The organism is Devosia sp. Micro-HW1 (genome assembly GCF_056341075.1).
In genome coordinates, this window is sequence record NZ_CP094375.1 from 3828996 (window position 1) to 3845305 (window position 16310).

Annotated in this window: 24 protein-coding genes; 23 read left to right on the forward strand and 1 reads right to left on the reverse strand. The window is 64.8% G+C overall.

Going from position 1 to position 16310, the window contains the following annotated elements; all coding sequences use genetic code 11:
* Positions 1–76: 76 nt before the first annotated feature.
* From MQW79_RS18430 to MQW79_RS18445, 4 genes are all read left to right on the forward strand, one after another.
* The gene (locus tag MQW79_RS18430; RefSeq protein WP_476585976.1) at positions 77–532 is read left to right on the forward strand and encodes a YcgN family cysteine cluster protein; all 456 of its coding nucleotides are present in this window, start codon (positions 77–79) and stop codon (positions 530–532) included.
* Between the two features lie 76 nt (positions 533–608).
* Positions 609–1244 (forward strand): diguanylate cyclase domain-containing protein, encoded by a 636-nt coding sequence (locus tag MQW79_RS18435; protein WP_476585977.1) that lies wholly within the window; start codon positions 609–611, stop codon positions 1242–1244.
* 82 nt (positions 1245–1326) lie between these two features.
* Positions 1327–2583: an Hsp70 family protein gene (locus MQW79_RS18440; RefSeq protein WP_476585979.1), complete on the forward strand. Its 1257-nt coding sequence runs from the start codon at positions 1327–1329 to the stop codon at positions 2581–2583.
* Between the two features lie 58 nt (positions 2584–2641).
* The gene (locus MQW79_RS18445; RefSeq protein WP_476585981.1) at positions 2642–3862 is read left to right on the forward strand and encodes a DUF2254 domain-containing protein; all 1221 of its coding nucleotides are present in this window, start codon (positions 2642–2644) and stop codon (positions 3860–3862) included.
* A 214-nt stretch (positions 3863–4076) separates the two neighbouring features.
* On the opposite strand, the gene MQW79_RS18450 is transcribed toward MQW79_RS18445, so the two are convergent.
* Positions 4077–4322 carry a KTSC domain-containing protein gene (locus tag MQW79_RS18450; RefSeq protein WP_476585983.1) on the reverse strand — a complete coding sequence of 82 codons (246 nt, stop codon included), beginning with the start codon at positions 4320–4322 and terminating at the stop codon, positions 4077–4079.
* Between the two features lie 131 nt (positions 4323–4453).
* Here MQW79_RS18450 and MQW79_RS18455 point away from each other — a divergent pair, with 131 nt between their 5' ends.
* The 19 genes from MQW79_RS18455 to MQW79_RS18545 all read left to right on the forward strand — a co-directional run bounded on the left by MQW79_RS18455 (position 4454) and on the right by MQW79_RS18545 (position 16241).
* The gene (locus MQW79_RS18455; protein WP_476585984.1) at positions 4454–4897 is read left to right on the forward strand and encodes a hypothetical protein; all 444 of its coding nucleotides are present in this window, start codon (positions 4454–4456) and stop codon (positions 4895–4897) included.
* Between the two features lie 3 nt (positions 4898–4900).
* Positions 4901–6151 carry a DNA-packaging protein gene (locus tag MQW79_RS18460; protein ID WP_476585985.1) on the forward strand — a complete coding sequence of 417 codons (1251 nt, stop codon included), beginning with the start codon at positions 4901–4903 and terminating at the stop codon, positions 6149–6151.
* 176 nt (positions 6152–6327) lie between these two features.
* The gene (locus MQW79_RS18465; protein ID WP_476585986.1) at positions 6328–7494 is read left to right on the forward strand and encodes a phage portal protein; all 1167 of its coding nucleotides are present in this window, start codon (positions 6328–6330) and stop codon (positions 7492–7494) included.
* A gap of 3 nt (positions 7495–7497) precedes the next feature.
* Positions 7498–7905 carry a hypothetical protein gene (locus MQW79_RS18470; RefSeq protein ID WP_476585987.1) on the forward strand — a complete coding sequence of 136 codons (408 nt, stop codon included), beginning with the start codon at positions 7498–7500 and terminating at the stop codon, positions 7903–7905.
* Entirely contained in the window at positions 7902–8552 is a 651-nt protein-coding gene (locus tag MQW79_RS18475; RefSeq protein ID WP_476585988.1) for a hypothetical protein, read from the forward strand. The genes MQW79_RS18470 and MQW79_RS18475 overlap by 4 nt, the downstream gene beginning before the upstream one ends.
* 83 nt (positions 8553–8635) lie before the next feature.
* Positions 8636–8824 (forward strand): hypothetical protein, encoded by a 189-nt coding sequence (locus tag MQW79_RS18480; RefSeq protein ID WP_476585989.1) that lies wholly within the window; start codon positions 8636–8638, stop codon positions 8822–8824.
* A 4-nt stretch (positions 8825–8828) separates the two neighbouring features.
* The gene (locus MQW79_RS18485) at positions 8829–8960 is read left to right on the forward strand and encodes a hypothetical protein (protein WP_476585990.1); all 132 of its coding nucleotides are present in this window, start codon (positions 8829–8831) and stop codon (positions 8958–8960) included.
* On the forward strand, positions 8957–9430 hold the full coding sequence (locus MQW79_RS18490; RefSeq protein WP_476585991.1) for an HK97 family phage prohead protease: 474 nt from the start codon (positions 8957–8959) through the stop codon (positions 9428–9430). Before MQW79_RS18485 ends, MQW79_RS18490 begins: the two co-directional genes overlap by 4 nt.
* Positions 9431–9442: 12 nt before the next feature.
* Positions 9443–10666, forward strand: coding sequence for a phage major capsid protein (locus MQW79_RS18495; protein ID WP_476585992.1), 1224 nt, complete (start codon positions 9443–9445; stop codon positions 10664–10666).
* A gap of 175 nt (positions 10667–10841) precedes the next feature.
* Positions 10842–11408: a head-tail connector protein gene (locus MQW79_RS18500; RefSeq protein ID WP_476585994.1), complete on the forward strand. Its 567-nt coding sequence runs from the start codon at positions 10842–10844 to the stop codon at positions 11406–11408.
* Complete coding sequence (locus MQW79_RS18505; protein WP_476585995.1) at positions 11405–11749, forward strand: phage head closure protein; 345 nt, start codon at positions 11405–11407, stop codon at positions 11747–11749. The genes MQW79_RS18500 and MQW79_RS18505 overlap by 4 nt, the downstream gene beginning before the upstream one ends.
* Before the next feature lie 3 nt (positions 11750–11752).
* Positions 11753–12148, forward strand: a complete 396-nt coding sequence (locus MQW79_RS18510; RefSeq protein ID WP_476585997.1) for a DUF3168 domain-containing protein — start codon at positions 11753–11755, stop codon at positions 12146–12148.
* A 214-nt stretch (positions 12149–12362) separates the two neighbouring features.
* Positions 12363–12776 carry a phage major tail protein, TP901-1 family gene (locus MQW79_RS18515; RefSeq protein ID WP_476585998.1) on the forward strand — a complete coding sequence of 138 codons (414 nt, stop codon included), beginning with the start codon at positions 12363–12365 and terminating at the stop codon, positions 12774–12776.
* Positions 12777–13004: 228 nt separating this feature from the next.
* Positions 13005–13319 carry a gene transfer agent family protein gene (locus MQW79_RS18520; protein WP_476585999.1) on the forward strand — a complete coding sequence of 105 codons (315 nt, stop codon included), beginning with the start codon at positions 13005–13007 and terminating at the stop codon, positions 13317–13319.
* Complete coding sequence (locus tag MQW79_RS18525) at positions 13316–13507, forward strand: rcc01693 family protein (RefSeq protein ID WP_476586000.1); 192 nt, start codon at positions 13316–13318, stop codon at positions 13505–13507. The genes MQW79_RS18520 and MQW79_RS18525 overlap by 4 nt, the downstream gene beginning before the upstream one ends.
* Positions 13497–14036, forward strand: coding sequence for a phage tail tape measure protein (locus tag MQW79_RS18530; protein ID WP_476586001.1), 540 nt, complete (start codon positions 13497–13499; stop codon positions 14034–14036). Before MQW79_RS18525 ends, MQW79_RS18530 begins: the two co-directional genes overlap by 11 nt.
* Positions 14037–14296: 260 nt before the next feature.
* Positions 14297–14917 (forward strand): phage distal tail protein, Rcc01695 family, encoded by a 621-nt coding sequence (locus MQW79_RS18535; protein ID WP_476586002.1) that lies wholly within the window; start codon positions 14297–14299, stop codon positions 14915–14917.
* Positions 14914–15804, forward strand: a complete 891-nt coding sequence (locus MQW79_RS18540) for a DUF2163 domain-containing protein (RefSeq protein ID WP_476586003.1) — start codon at positions 14914–14916, stop codon at positions 15802–15804. The genes MQW79_RS18535 and MQW79_RS18540 overlap by 4 nt, the downstream gene beginning before the upstream one ends.
* Positions 15801–16241 carry an NlpC/P60 family protein gene (locus tag MQW79_RS18545; protein ID WP_476586004.1) on the forward strand — a complete coding sequence of 147 codons (441 nt, stop codon included), beginning with the start codon at positions 15801–15803 and terminating at the stop codon, positions 16239–16241. The genes MQW79_RS18540 and MQW79_RS18545 overlap by 4 nt, the downstream gene beginning before the upstream one ends.
* The last annotated feature ends 69 nt before the right edge of the window (positions 16242–16310 follow it).

Genomic DNA, 16310 nt, shown 5'->3' on the forward strand with positions numbered 1-16310 from the left:
ACAATCGCTGGAATATGATTGCAATGCCACGCCCGCAAGCGCAAACCGACATCACAATGAACGGCAAACGATAAAGATGGCCTTCTGGGAAGAAAAAACGCTCGAAGAGATGTCGCCGGCAGAGTGGGAAGCCCTCTGCGATGGCTGCGGTCGCTGCTGCCTGATCAAGCTGGAAGACGAGGACACGGGCACCCTGATCACCTCCGATGTGCGTTGCCGGCTGCTCGACGGCGATACATGCGCCTGCACCGATTACCCCAATCGCAAGCAAAAGGTTCCCGACTGCATAAAGTTAACCCCGGACAATGTGCGTGAGATACCTTGGATCCCCACGACCTGCGCCTATCGGCGGCTGGCCGAGGGAAAGGGGCTGGCCTGGTGGCATCCGCTGGTCTCGGGCGATCCGCAGACGGTGGTCGATGTCGGCGTTTCGGTGAAAGGCCGCACCTTTCTCGAGACGGAGGTGGATGCGGAGGAATGGGAGGAGCATGCGGTGCTCTGGCCCGAATGGGAGCCGCCGGAAAGTCTTTGATCCGAACCGCTTACCACCTGTTAACCATAATCGTGCCTTCATGCCCCCGATCCGGACTTGGCCCAGGACAGGCTTGATGAACAAAGTGACCACGAGCGGCAATGACGGTCTCTGGGCGCGCATCCGTGCGGCGCTGGGACGGGATGACGTTCGTGTGCCCGCTTACGGCCAGGCCGCCATCGCCAGGAATCCCAACAAGAAATCCCGGCTTGCCCAGCGCATCGACGAAGAGCTACGCAAGAGCTGGTCGCACTCGGCCGAGCGCAATGTGTCGCTCTGCGTGCTGGCGCTGGAAATGGACAATTACGCCGAATTTTTCGCCACCTATGGCCGCGAAGCGGTCGACGACAGCATCGAAACGCTCGAAGGCGTGATCGCAGCGCTCTTGCCGCGCGAAACCGACCAGTGCCTGCGCCACGGCCGCGCCGGCTTCGTGCTGGTCCTGCCCGACATGCCCGCCCTTATGGCCCGTGACCTCGCCAGCCGCATCGCCGTGGCAATCCGCCGTGCCGGCATCGTCAACCGCGAAAGCCATGCCGGCCAGTTGACCATGAGCATGGGCATCGCCGTGGCCAACCCTCAGGGCCGGCTGGATCGTGGCGTGCTCGAAGCGGCGCATCAGGCCGTCAAGAAGGCCCAGCGCCGGGGTCTGGCTCGCCTCGAAGTGATCGACCTGCGCGGTCGCGACGAAAAGCAGCGCCAGGCGGCCTGACGGTTTACTTGCCGCGCCTTACCCACTAAGACGGCCGTCCCGCGTTTCCGGCGCGATCTCATCCTTTTGCGGACGGCTTCCCATGACACACTCTTGTGGCCTCGATTTCGGCACGTCCAATTCCACCCTTGGCCTTGTGGACAGCCGCGGCCACCCGCAACTCCTGGGCCTCGAGAACGGGCAGAAGACCATCCCCAGCGTGCTGTTCTTCGGTTTCGAGGATGATTCCATCCATTTCGGCCGCGACGCCGTGGCCGAATATGTGACCGGTGCCGACGGACGGCTGATGCGCTCGCTGAAGAGCGTCCTGGGCACGGCCTTGTTTGCCGATACCACCCGCGTCAAGACGCGGCGGCTGGGCTTTGGTGAAATCATCGGCACCTTTGTAGGCGAGCTGAAGCGGCGCGCCGAGGCCGAACTGGGTCGCGAGCTGACTCAGGTGGTGATGGGCCGTCCGGTGCATTTCGTCGATGACGACAGCTTTGCCGACAGCCAGGCCCAGCATCAGCTGGAAGCCGCCGTACGGGCGCAGGGTTTCAAGGATATTGCCTTTCAGTTCGAGCCCATCGCCGCGGCGCTCGACTATGAACGGCAGGCCGGCAGCGAGAAGCTGGCGCTGATCGTCGACCTAGGCGGCGGTACGTCGGACTTTTCACTGGTTCGGGTTTCGCCCGACCGCGCCGGCAGCGTCGACCGCAGCGACGACATCCTGGCCACCGCGGGCGTGCATATTGGCGGCACCGACTTTGATCGCCTGCTCTCCATGAGCCGGGTCATGCCCGAACTCGGCCTTGGATCGCGGACTCTTGACGGAAAGCGGCACCTGCCGGTGGCCCCATATTTCGATCTTTCGACCTGGCACCGCATCAACCGCCTGTATGACGCCAAGGCGCTGCGCGACCTGCGCTCGACGATCCGCGAGGCGAAGGAAGCCGAGCGGGTCGAAACCTTTGTCATGCTGGTCGAGGAACGGCTTGGCCACCGGCTGATCGGGGCGGTGGAAGAGGCCAAGATCGGACTGTCGGACAAGGACGCGGTGGACTTTGCTTTTCCCGTGCGCGAGCGGGTGATTGCAACCGCGATAACGGTCGAACAACTCGCTGAAGCTCTGGCCGGTTCGATCGAAAGGCTGGAAGCGACCATCGCCGAAACCCTGCGTCAGGCGGGCCTGGGGGCAGGGGCAGTGGACAGCCTGATCCTGACCGGCGGCTCGACGCTGGTGCCGGCCGTGGCGGGGCGGTTGCAGGCGCTGTTTCCTGAGGCGGACGTGGTACGCACCGATGTGCTCGGCAGTGTCGGCATGGGCCTGGCGCTGGAGGCGCGGCGAATTTTCGGCTGAGGCGTGTTCGGGCGCAACCTTTCTGGGTCAGACCGCGTCTCCCCTGGGGAGGTCATGGATGAGCCAGATCGCATTCAAGTTTCGGCAGATCGTGCAGCGCATATGGTTCCTGCCGGCGGCCTTCTCCATCGTTGCGGTTCTGACGCTGGTGGTTGCCTTCGGCATGGCGCGGCTTGTGCCCGACCAGTTGCCCTTCACGCTCTCAGCCGACGCGGTCGAGTCGATCCTTTCCGTCCTCGCCACGAGCCTGCTGACCGTCGCAGTCTTTGCGCTCTCCACCATCGTCAGCGCGCTGGCGAGTGCGTCTTCGCAAACGAGCCCAAGGGCCGTACCCCTGATCGTCGGGGACCGCAGCGCCCAGACATCGATCTCGGTCTTTATCGGGGCCTTTCTCTTTTCCATCGTCGGGATCATTGGCCTCTCCGCCGGTCTCTACAGCGAAGCCGGACGGCTGCTGCTGTTTGTGGTGACACTGTTGGTTGTCGTGCTGGTGGTCGCGGCACTGATCCGCTGGATCGGACAGATGTCCGCCATTGGCCGGGTGGGAGAAACGGTCGAGAGGGCGGGCGAAGCGGCTGCCAAGGGGTTCAAGTCGGTGCCGGGCCGGGGATTGATGGGCTGCCGGGCGCTGGAAAGTGAGCCGAAGGGCGAACCCCTCTTCGCGCCGAGCATCGGTTTCGTGCAGCATATCGATACGCCACGGCTTGAGGAGCTGGCCGAGGAACATGACCTGGTACTGACCATTACGGCGCGGCCCGGAGCCTATGCGGCGCCGGACCGGCCGCTGCTGCTGGTCGAGGGAGCCGCCGACGACGCGCTGGCGGAGAAACTGGCAAAGGCCTTCGTGGTGGGACAGGCCCGCACCTTTGACAGCGATCCGCGCTTTGGGCTGATCGTGCTGTCCGAAATTGCCTCCAAGGCCCTGTCGCCGGGCATCAACGATCCGGGCACGGCGATTGCGGTGGTGAGCACGCAGGTGCGGGTGCTGGCTGAGCGACCCAAGGACGATGGCGAGCTCAAACATGAGCGCGTGCTGGTGGCGCCGCTGGACCCCGATGACCTGATGGCTGACGCCTTCCGGCCCATCGCCCGCGATGGGGCGGGCAGTATCGAGGTCATGCTGCGCCTGATCGCCGGGTTGAAGACGCTGGCGCGGACGCGGCCCGAACTGGAAGCGGCGGCGCTCGGGATGATCAAGGACGCGGTGGAGCGGGGAACTGCGGCCATGAGCGCCAAAAGCGACAAGGCGGCGCTGAAGGCGGCAGGAGTGGTGGAGTAGGGTTCACGCGCGGGGTGGTTCTTGAGTGAGGGTGGAAGGCACCCCCACATAACTTCCTCCTGAAGGAGGGGGAGGCGGGACCCAACTGTGTTTGCCTTATAGGAACCAGTCTGCTCTGCCCCTTTTTCAGGGGGCCGGGCCGGGGGCCCTTTCTCAAAAGTTATCCCCGCGTGACGGTGCCGGGTTATTGTTCAGGCATGATCACGAAATTGGGTCAGCGGCTCGAGTGGATGGCCTGCCAGCGGCGGTTGCGTTGCTCGGATGGACTGGCCAGGCGGCAGGGGTAGCGGTCCTTGATGACCGTGTTGACGTAGCGCCCCTGGGACTCGGCGTTGACGAGACCGTCATACACGGCCTGTGGGATGAGTGAATATTTGTAGCAGGTGAGATCAGGGCCGAACCACAGCGTTAGCTCACTGCGCGCGGCGTCGTAGTGGTGCTGCTTGACGACTGAAGACATCGCGCCCCTCCCGGTTAGGCTGCATGAGAGCAATACGCCCACGGATATGTAGTTCCGGCGGGCGATTCACAATCGAGTCAGTGTGATGGGCAGACGGGGGCGCTGTGGGCGGCCCAAGGGGAAGATCGGACATGGATGACTATGATCCTGAACGGAACCGCGATGGCGGTTTTGTGCCGTGGGAGGCTGTGCGGCTCGACTATGAAGCGGGTCTGCTTACCCGCAATGGCATCGCGCATCGCTACCGGCTGAGACGGGGACAACTCGAAGGGCGAGCCCGCCGCAGCAAATGGCTACGACCGGGCAGTGCCGAAGACATTGATCGGCGCATATTGATTGCACGCGTCCAGGGCCTGCTGGAACGACAAATCGATATTTTGGAGGCAGAAATGGACAAGGGCGAACCGGCGGAGAGCAAGGTGATCAGCGACCTCGTGAGAGATCTCGACAAGCTGATCGTAATCGAGCGGGCCGAAAGTCACCACACCAGCCCGGGCAGGAACAGGGGCGAGATTTCGGACCTGCGGCAGAAACTCGAAGCTCGCATCGACGCCATTACCAAGGGGCGCGCCTAGACCATGACCACCCTGCGCGCTGCATTGCGGCGTCTCGCCAAGAGCCTGCCGGAAAGTGAGCTGGTGGACATCGCCTATAACTGGCCGATCTGGGCCATGGTCCATCAGCTGCCGCCTGACGGGGACTGGACGACATGGCTTCTCCTGGGCGGACGCGGCGCGGGCAAGACACGGGCAGGGGCCGAATGGGTGCGGATGCTGGCCGAGCGGGGCATTGGCCCCATAGCCCTGGTCGGCGAGACAATGACCGAGGCGGAAGCCGTGATGGTCAAGGGTGAGAGCGGCGTCCTCCGCATCTGCCCGCCCTGGATGCAGCCGAGGCTTATCGGCTCTGTCTTGAAATGGCCAAATGGCGTCGAGGCGCACCTCTTGCCGGCCTCCGAGCCGGAGCGCTTTCGCGGACCGCAATTCGCGGCAGCCTGGTGTGACGAGACAGCCAAATGGAAAAAGGCCGAGGCGGCCTTCGATATGCTCCAGTTCGGCCTGCGCCTGGGACAACGTCCCCAGCAGCTGGTGACGACGACGCCGAGGCCGACGAAACTACTCAAACGGCTGCTCGCCGACGAGCAGGCGGTGGTGACGCGGGCTTCAAGCAAGGTGAACCCACATCTGGCAGACGCCTTTCTCAGTGCCGTGGTCGCCCGCTATCAGGGCACGGTGCTGGGGCGGCAGGAACTCGACGGCGAACTGATCGAGGACCGGCCGGATGCGCTCTGGCAGCGGAGCATGTTTTTGCCGCCCGACGCTGATGTCGACGGGCGGATCGTCGTGGCGGTTGATCCGCCGGTGACGGGCACGGCGCGGGCGGATGCCTGCGGCATCGTTGTCGCGGGGCGCTCGGGCGAGGGCGCGGTGGTGCTGGAAGATGCGACGCTGCAGGGGGTGCGGCCCGACGTCTGGGCGGCGCGGGCCATTGCGGCCTATCGGGCGCATGAGGCCGACTGCATCGTGGTGGAGGTGAACCAGGGCGGGGACCTGGTGCGCAATGTGCTGGCGCAGGTGGATGCCCAGGTGCCGGTTCGCACGGTGCGGGCCAGCCGCGGCAAATGGGTCCGCGCCGAGCCGGTGGCGGCGCTCTATGCACGGGGCCTGGTGCGCCATGTGGCGGGGTTGATGGCGCTGGAAGATGAGCTCTGCGCCTTCGGGCCCGATGGCAAGGCGGACGGGCATTCGCCCGACCGGGTGGATGCGCTGGTCTGGGCGCTGACGGAACTGGTGCTGAATGAACAGAGGCCGCGGGTGCGCGGACTTTGAACCCTTCTCCCCTGGTCGGAGAAGGTGCCCGAAAGGCGGATGAGAGGTTCAGGCTCGCGCGGGAACTGTGCTCGCGTGGAGAAACCCCTCACCCGTCTCGGCCTGCGGCCGATCCACCCTCTCCCGCAAGGGGCGAGGGGGAGCCCGGTGGTCGTCCTAACTTTGAGGAAACAAACATGCCGAACCTGCTGAACCGCCTGTTTGGGGGACGGACGAACACGCCCCAGGAAAGCAAATCCTTCACCGGCCATACCATGCTGACGCTGAGCCAGCTGGGACCGGCGCAGTGGAGCGGGCGGGGTTACGCGAGCCTGGTCAACCAGGGGTTCATGCGCAATCCGGTGGTCTATCGCTGCATCAGGCTGATTGCCGAGGCGGCCAACCGAGTGCCGCTGGTGGTGCAGGTGGACGGCAAGCGGGTGAGCGAGCATCCGCTGTCGCTGCTGCTCGCAAGGCCCAATGCGCGCCAATCGGGCGGAGAGCTGCTGGAGGCCGTCTATGCCTATCTGCAGACGGCCGGGAATGCCTATCTGCAGGCCGGAATCGTCGATGGCTCGGTACGCACGCTGTTCGTGCTGCGGCCAGACCGGATGAGCGTCGTTGCCGGGCGTGATGGCTGGCCGGTGGCCTATGACTACAAGGCCGGGGGCAGGGCGACGCGCATTTCGCAGGAGCCGCTGCCCATTCCGGGCGTGCTGCATATGGCGCTGTTTCATCCGCTCGACGACCATTATGGCATGGCGCCGCTGGAGGCCGCGCAGACCAGCCTCGATATCCACAATGCCAGCGCACAGTGGAACAAGGCGCTGCTCGACAATGCGGCGCGGCCATCCGGGGCACTGGTCTATTCGGCGGGGGCGGGGAACCTCACCGACGAGCAGTTCAATCGGCTCAAGGAGGAGATGGAGGCCCAGTTTTCGGGCGCCGCCAATGCCGGGCGGCCCATGGTGCTCGATGGCGGGCTGGACTGGAAGGCGATTGCGCTCAGTCCCAAGGACATGGATTTCATCGAGGCACGGCACGCGGCAGCGCGGGACATTGCCCTGGCCTTTGGCGTGCCGCCCATGCTGCTCGGCATCCCGGGCGACAATACCTATGCCAACCTCGCCGAAGCCAACCGGGCGCTATGGCGCCAGACGCTGGTGCCGCTGGTGATGCGGGTGAGCCAGGAGCTGAGCGAATGGCTGGGCCCGGCGTTTGACGGCGCGGAAGTGGTGGCCGATTTCGACGGCGTCGAGGCGCTGGCCGAAGACCGGGCGACCCTATGGGCGCGGGTCGGGGCGGCGGATTTTCTGACGGATGCGGAGAAGCGGGAGCTCACTGGGATCGGGGTCGGGGCCTAAGCAATGGTACAGATTGGCCAACGAGCGCTGAAAGCGCTTGGATACGAAATCCGGCTCGCCACGCTATCGTTAAAGCTGGACATGCTGATCGCCGGGCTGGAGCGGCGTTATCGGCCGGACCAGCCGCGAGCACCGAAAGGGACGCCGGAAGGCGGGCAGTGGATTGATGATCTGTCGGTCATAGGGCAGGTTCAGGTCGAGCCCGACCGTGTTCAGGTTGCAGGGCCGCGCTGTGACGGATTTTCCAGCGGGTGCAGCATGGGTGGCAGTTTTGGGACCACGGGAATGTACACCATTCAGGGAAAGCGCCTTTGCCGAAGCTGCGCCTTGAAGATTTTGGGCATTGAGGAATTGCCGCACATTGAACAGCAGGAAACCCTGGGCCACTTTGGTCCGAAAGGACAACAATGATGTCGAGGTTTCAGGCACTCCAGGCCATCGTGACCGGTGATTTGATATACGGTCTGAGAGACGATGGTCGGACGGACTTGCTGCTGGTTTACGATGCGAATGCCACCAGCTTTTGGGCCCGCAACATTCCCAATGAGACGACCTACAAGTTCGATCGAGATGGAGAAGGTCGCAGGATCGAAGACGGTAGGAAATGCACGATTGTCTCGACCGCCGCTCTGCCGCCCGAGCAGTATCAGATTGCGATCGCTTTGGATCGCAGGATGGGCTCAAGGCCTGAATACCCAGACAGCCGGCTAACCGAGGACGAAATTCAATTGATCCTTACGTATCCTCGGTTTTTCGAAGAGCGGTTGCTTCCAGGAATGGAAGCGCTGGTAAAGCGAGGTCAAAAACTTCGCGCAGTCGGAAGCATACTGACGCTGGAATGGGATCCGTTCAATGCGACGGAGAATCCCTCGTCAGTGTTCGAGTACGATGACCATGTCTCTGATTTGCTGGCCTTGTTGGACACTCATGCTTCCGAGAATGAAGTTGCCCGCTTTCTGAGGACGATCGCGGGTTTGAGAGACCGACCGTCTCGTGTGCTTGATCGAGCCGATGCTGCAGCGGCCGGCTTGGTGCAACTGCGGGAAAGTTGGCCCTGACCAAAGCAGGGCCAGAAGAGGTCGCAAGTGTCGAAGCAACTGGGCCCGCCTCTGGCGGGCTTTTTTGTTGCCTGGAGGAACCCATGGACGAACTGACAAAAACCGTCATCGAGCGGGGCGACCTGGCCCATCTGGCGCTGTTCCTCTGGGCGAGCGGGGCCAGTGCCCTGCTGGTTTGGGCTTTGCGCGAAATGGCCAAGGTGAATCAACACTTCAACGACTTCGTGCAGGAGATCGCACAGTTGAATCGGCTTTTCCGGAAGGAGGACTAAATCCATGGCAGACAAGCAGAATCGCGAGGGCGCACAGCAGACGTTCCGGCAATTTGCCTGGAACCTGGCGGGGACGCTGGCCGACAAGCAGCGCGGCGCGCCAAGGCCCAAGGGCGGCGGGACCAAGCGCGGATGAGCGGCATTGCGATAGACGCCGAGGGGCGGTTTGCCGGCTATGCAAGTGTGTTCAACAAGCTCGACAGCGGCGGCGACATCGTACTGCCGGGGGCGTTTGTGAAGAGCCTTGCCAAGCGGCGCGGGCGTATTCGTCTCCTGTTCCAGCACGACCCAAAGGAGCCGGTGGGCACCTGGGACAGCCTTGGCGAGGACAGCCATGGCCTCTTCGTCACCGGACGACTGGTCCCGGGCGTGCCACGCTCGGATGCGCTGAGGCGCCTGATCGAGAACCGGGCGCTCGATGGGCTCTCCATTGGCTTCCGAACGGTCAGGGCGAGCCGCCGCGACGGCAATCGTCTCTTGCATGAGATCGACCTCTACGAGGTCTCGATCGTGACCTTTCCGATGATGGAGGATGCGCGCATCGCTTCCCCCCTCTCGGCCGGCGCGGCCATTGCCGCCGCCACCCAGACTATCCGCAACCGATAGAAGGACACCGACATGGATCGGATCGACGACGGCCTTGAAACCAAGGCCGGCGCAGGGGGCGACATTGCCGCGCTCTTCGCCGAATTTTCCTCGGCATTCGAGGAATTCAAGAGCACCAATGACCAGCGCCTCAAGGAAATCGAGAAGCGCGGCAGCGCCGATGGCTTGCTCGAGGGCAAGCTCGAGCGCCTCAACCGCGTCATCGACGGCCACAAGGCGGCGATGGACCGCCTGACAGCGGAACGCGCCCGCCCGGCCATTGAAGGCAAGGGTGGCCGGCTGCCAGATGGCGAATACAAGGAGGCCTTCTCGGCCTATGTGAAGCGCGGCGAGGAAAAGGCGCTACAGATCGGCGTCAATGCCGATGGCGGCTTCGTCGTGCCGGCCGAGACCGAGAGCGAGATCACCCGCCTCATGACCCATATCTCGCCGATCCGCTCGATCGCGGGCGTGCGTCAGGTGTCGGGCGCGGTCTACAAGCGACCGATTACGGTGACCGGCCCGGCCACGGGCTGGGTGGGCGAGGCGGCGGCGCGACCGACCACCAACAGCCAGACCCTGGCGGAGCTCAGCTATCCCACGACCGAACTCTATGCCATGCCGGCGGCCACCACGGCCTTTCTCGACGATGCGGCGGTGGATGTGGGCCAGTGGATTGCCGACGAGGTCAACGCGGCCTTCGCGGCGCAGGAAACCACGGCCTTTGTCACCGGCGACGGCGTCAACAAGCCGAACGGCTTCCTCAACGCCACCAAGGTGGCGGATACCAGCTGGAGCTGGGGCAATCTGGGCTATCTGGCCACCGGCGTTTCCGGTGCCCTGCCGGCCAGCAATCCGAGCGATGTCCTCATCGACCTGGTCTATTCGCTCAAGGCCGGCTATCGCCAGAACGCCGCCTGGGTAATGAACCGCAAGACGCAGGGCGCGCTGCGCAAGCTCAAGGATGCCGACGGCAATTATCTGTGGCAGCCGGCCGCTTCGGCGGATGGCAGAGCCAGCTTCATGGGCTTCTCGCTGGTCGAGGCCGAGGACATGCCCAATATCGGCGCCAATAGTTTCTCGCTGGCTTTCGGCGACTTCAAGCGCGGCTACCTGATCGTCGACCGCCAGGGTGTCTCGGTGCTGCGCGACCCGTTCTCGAGCAAGCCCTATGTGCTGTTCTATACGACCAAGCGCGTCGGCGGCGGCATTGCGGATTTTGATGCGATCAAGCTGCTGAAGTTCGGCGTGAGCTGAGGGCGCTCGCTTCGGCGCTACGGTGCATCACGACAACGCACCCCCAGCTAACCTCCCCCTGAAACAGGGGGAGGGACCTATCGAGTATGACTCGATTACAGTGAACCACCGGCCGACCCCTCCCCCTTCTTCAGGGGGAGGCGGGGTGGGGGTTCCCTCCAACAAGGAAACTAACATGACTTCCTATCTCCTGGCGGGGCCCGCCGAGGAGCCGGTTTCGCTCGCCGAGGCCAAGGCTTTCCTCAAGGTCGATGACACGGCCGAGGACGGGCTGATCACGACGCTGATCGGCGCGGCGCGGCTGCATGTCGAGGGTGTGACGGGCAAGGCGCTGCTGGCGCAGAGCTGGCGCATTGTGCTCGACGACTGGCCCGAGGGCGGTGTCGTGAAACTGCCGGTCTCACCGCTGATCGCGGTCACTGGCATCAGCGCCGTGGATGATCATGGCGGCAGCCACGACATTCCGCTGGCGCAATTCCTCAGCGAACCGGACCGGCTGATCGTGCCGCGCGTGGTCGTGGGCATGCCGGTGCTGCAGGAACGGCAGGGGCTGGAGATCGACTATGTCGCCGGATTTGGTACGGAGCCCGAAGATGTGCCGGCTGATCTCCGGCAGGCGCTGATCGGCCTCGTGGCGCATTGGTATGAACACCGAGACGCGGTGATTGTCGCCGGATCGGGCGCCATCGTGCCCTCAGGTTTTGACCGGGCGGTGGCCCGCTATAAACGGGTGCGGCTGTGAGCGAGGACCGGGTCCCGCCACTGGGCACCCTGACCGACCGGGTGCAATTGAAGCGCCGCGAGAGTCTTGGCGATGGCGGGGGCGGGCACGAGCGCATCTATGTGCCGGTGACCAATCTCTGGGCGCGGGTGCGCAGCCTGTCGGGGCGCCAGGGCACCAACGCCGACGGCCGCACGGTCGCCATCTCGCACAGCATCGTGCTGCGGTTTCGCGCTGACGTAACGCCTGGCGACCGCATCGTCTATCGCGGTCGCAATCTCGACGTCGTCAGCACGGCCGACCTCAATGGGCGACGGGCCTATCTCAGCTGCGCCTGCAGCGAAACCAGCTTTACGGGGTAGGCCATGCATCCCATTGCCAGTCTGCAGGCGGCGCTGGTCGAGGCGCTGGGCGCTGACGATGCACTGTCCGCCCTGATCGGGGCAGGGGGCGTTTTCGACGCGCCGCCCCAGAACCGCCGGGCGCCCTATGTGGTGATCGATCGGCACGACATCAGGCAGCGCGACGGTGACCAGGCGCCGGGGCAGGAGCACCGGCTGCTGCTCCATTGCTGGAGCGACCAGCCCAGCCGCAGGGCGGCGCTGGAGATCGCCGAGCGTGTCGTGGCCGTGGCGCTGGCGGGACTGATGCCGGTCGGGCTGATGGTGACGCATGCCGAGCATATGCGGACGGAAACCAGCATCGACACGGCGACAGGCCAGGCGCGCGCGGCGGTGATGCTGCGGTTTTTCAGCGAGTAGGACCATTCGCGCATAGCGCTCATGGCCTTTTCGCCTCAGATCGGTCCACTGGGGCGGCTCAAAGCCCCCTCATCCGCCCTTCGGGCACCTTCTCCCACGAGGGGAGAAGGGGGCACCGAGTTTGGTCAACCACCGGCTCACCCCTCTCCCCTTGTGGGAGAGGGTGGATCGCGCGTTGCGCGAGACGGGTGAGGGGTATTCCCAGGAGACAGAAATGGCAGCCCAGAGTGGCAAGGATATGCTTCTCAAACTCGACCAGAGCGGGTCGGGGAGTTTTCTGACGGTGGCGGGGCTGCGCACGCGCAGTCTCAATTTCAATGCATCGAGCGTCGATACGACGGACCAGGAAAGCGCCGGGCGCTGGCGCGAACTGCTGGCCGGGGGCGGGGTGAAGCGCGCTTCGGTCTCGGGGTCTGGCGTGTTCAAGGACACCACCTCGGATGCACAGGTGCGGTCGCTGTTCTTTGGCGGGACCATCCGCAACTGGCAGCTGATCCTTCCCGATTTCGGCACGGTACAGGGCCCGTTCCAGATCGTGGCGCTGGAGTTTTCTGCTGATCATGCGGGTGAAGTGACGTTCGACCTGGCGCTCGAGAGTGCAGGCGAAGTGACGTTTACGGCGGTTTAGGCGGGCGGAGAAAACCCCTCACCCGTCTCGGCCTGCGGCCGATCCACCCTCTCCCACAAGGGGAGAGGGGGAGTGCGGTGGCCCTTCAAATGCGGTGTCCCTTCTCCCCTCGTGGGAGAAGGTGCCCGAAGGGCGGATGAGGGGGCAATTCGCAACGCGTGCCGGGCTGATGGTGGCCCTCGGGTCAGGCCCGAGGGCGGGCCGGTGGTGGGATGAGAGACGGGGAAAATGCCAAACATTCATCGTGGGGAAATAGCCGCCGAGATCGGCGGCGAAATGCGGACGCTTTGCCTGACGCTGGGGGCGTTGGCGGAGCTGGAGGCGCGGCTGGGTGCCGGGGATCTGGCAGGGCTGGCTGATCGCTTTGCCGAGGGGCGCGTTTCGGCGCGGGACCTGACGGCCATATTGGGCGCGGGGCTGCGCGGTGGCGGCAGTGCGATCAGCGATGACGACCTGGCGCGGATGAGCGTCGAAGGCGGGCTGCGCGGGGCGGCAGACATCGTTGTACGCCTGCTCAAAGCCACTTTTGGAGACAGCGAATGACACCCTTTCCATGGAAGGAGGCCATGCGCTTTGGCCTCGGTGTGCTGCGGCTGCCACCGCGCGATTTCTGGGCCATGAGCCCGCGCGAACTGGCCGCCGCCTGGGGCGCCCTGATGGGCGAGCGAAGCGGCCCATTGGGGCGAAGCGACCTGGACAGGATGATGGAGCAGTTTCCCGATGGCACGTGATCTCTTTGGCGAAGACTTTCGCCGTGAAACGAGCGATGTGGAAGTGGAGCTGGAGCGCATCCGCGACCTCGCCGATGGCGTGGGCGCGGCGGTAAGCCGCGCATTTCGCGGCGCGGTGACCGATGGCAAGAGCTTTCGCTCGGTGCTGTCCGATATTGGCCAGGCCTTTGCCGACATTGCGCTCAAGGCCGCATTCAGGCCCTTGGGTACGCTGGTCAGCGGTGTGGTCGAAAACATCTTTACCGCCACCAATCCGGCGCTGACGAAATTTGCCAAGGGCGGGGTGATCGCGAGCCCCAGCTATTTTCCGCTCGGGCGTGGAATGGGCCTGGCCGGGGAAGTCGGGCCGGAGGCAATCATGCCGCTGCAGCGCGGGCCCGATGGTCGGCTGGGCGTGGCAGGGGGCGGCGGGGCGATCAATGTGACCTTCAACGTGACGGCGAGCGATGCCCGCAGCTTTGCGGCCAGCGAGGCTGAAGTGAGCGCCATGTTGTTGCGGGCGGTAAAGCGGGGCACGCGCGGCGCTTGATCTTCATACGAGTTGGTCAGCCAGTAGATGACCCCCACCTAGCCTCCCCCTGGAGGAGGGGGAGGGACCGATCGAGTTTGCGTCGATTGTGGAGCACTCCGCAACACACCCCTCACCCGTCTCGGCCTTCGGCCGATCCACCCTCTCCCGCAAGGGGCGAGGGGCAGCTCCACTCCTGCCGCAAGCACGGCGCGACCTTCTCCCCTCGCGGGAGAAGGTGCCCGAAGGGCGGATGAGGGGGCCAGTATCGAGGACAAAGCATGGCATTTCATCACACACGATTTCCGCTCGACATTGCGCTGGGGGGGCGGGGTGGGCCGGAGCGGCGGACCGAGGTGACCCAGCTGGCGGGCGGGGGCGAGAAGCGAAATGGGCGCTGGGCGCATTCGCGACGGCGCTACAATGCCGGCTATGGCGTCAAATCGCGCGCCGATATGCAGGCGGTGCTGGCGTTCTTCGAGGAAAGACGCGGACGGCTGCATGGCTTTCTGTGGCGCGACGGGCTCGATTTCTCCTCAGGTGGCGTGGTGCCGCTGCCGACAGACCAGGCCATTGGTACCGGTAATGGCGTGCGCACCAGTTTTCAGCTGACAAAGCAATATGGCGCTGCCTTCGACCCCTATCTGCGCCCCATCGCCAAGCCGGTGGCGGGCAGCGTGCGAGTGGCCGTGGATGGCGCCGAGGCAGCGACCGGCTGGGTCGTCGATGTGACCACGGGCGTGGTGAGCTTTGCCAGCGCTCCGGCCGCTGGCGCGACGGTAACGGCCGGGTTTCTGTTCGACGTGCCGGTGCGCTTCGACAGCGACCGGCTGGATATCGAGCTCAATGGTTTTGACGGCGCCGAGGCGCCTAACATTCCGCTGGTGGAGATCCTGCCATGAGAAACCTGCCCACGGCCCTGGCCACGCATCTGTCGCAGGACGAGACGACGACGGCCAGGTGCTGGCGGATCATCCGCAGCGATGGCGTGACGCTGGGCTTTACCGATCACGACCGGGCGCTTCTCGTCGAGGGGACGGATTGCGCGCCGACTTTCGGGCTCGATGGCGGCGAGTTTCCGACGCGGCTGGGCCAGCAGGTGGAGACCGGCGATGTGCTCGGTGTTCTCGACAGTGCGGCCATCAGCCCGGACGACATCGTGCTGGGGCGTTATGACGGGGCCGTGGTGGAAACCTGGCTGGTGAACTGGGCTGATCCGAGCCAGTGCGTGCGCCTCCGCGTCGATACGATCGGCGAAATCGTCAGTGAAGACGGGGTGTTCCGGGCGGAACTGCGTTCGCCGCAACAGGCGCTGAACGTGACGCGCGGCCGCGTCTATCAGGGGCTTTGCGACGCGGTTGTGGGCGATGGGCGCTGCGGGGTCGATCTCGACCTGGCGGCGCATCGGGGGACGGCCGTCGTGACCGAAGTGATCGATGCTTTCCAGATCAGGGTCAGCGGGCTGGCGGGCTTTGCGGCCGGCTGGTTCGGATTTGGCGTCGGAACATGGACGGACGGGCGGCGCGACGGCCTGCGTGACGCCGTGCTGACCCACAGGCGAGGACCCGATGGCGACGTGCTCGGATTTGCCACGCGGGTGGGCGACTGGATCGCCCCGGGTGACGGACTGACGGTGACCGTTGGCTGCGACCGGCGCTTTGCCACCTGCAAGGCGCGGTTCGGCAATGCGGTCAATTTCCGTGGGTTTCCGCATATTCCGGGCAGTGACTATGTGCTGCGCCATCCGCGCAACGGCGATGCCATGGATGGACGGGCGGTGGTGCCATGAATGGGGAAACTGTGGTCGCAGCGGCGCGCGACTGGCTGGGCACGCCCTACCGGCATCGGGCGTCGACCAAGGGAGGGGGTTGCGATTGCCTCGGGCTGCTGCGCGGCGTGTGGCGGCGGCTTTACGGGGAGGAACCGGTGGCAGTGCCGGCCTATCGGGCTGACCGACGCCGCGGCGACGAGCATCCCGAGGCCCTGCGCCTGGCGGCGGAGCGGTTTCTCGTGGCGGCGTCCGGGCCGGTGGAGGCAGGGCAGGTCGTGCTGTTCCGGCTGGGCGGGCAGGAGGAGCCCCGCCATTGCGGCATCATGATCTCGGACACCCGGTTCATCCATGCGCAGGAACATCTGGGCGTGGTGGAAGCGAATTTGACCGATGGGTGGGCGAGACGGGTCAGCGGGCGGTATCGGTTTCCGGATGGTCTCGATGCGTTGACATAAACCGGCCCGCCCTCGGACCTGATCCGAGGGCCATTCTCCGCTCAAATTGAAGCGTCGGTGCCTGCTGTG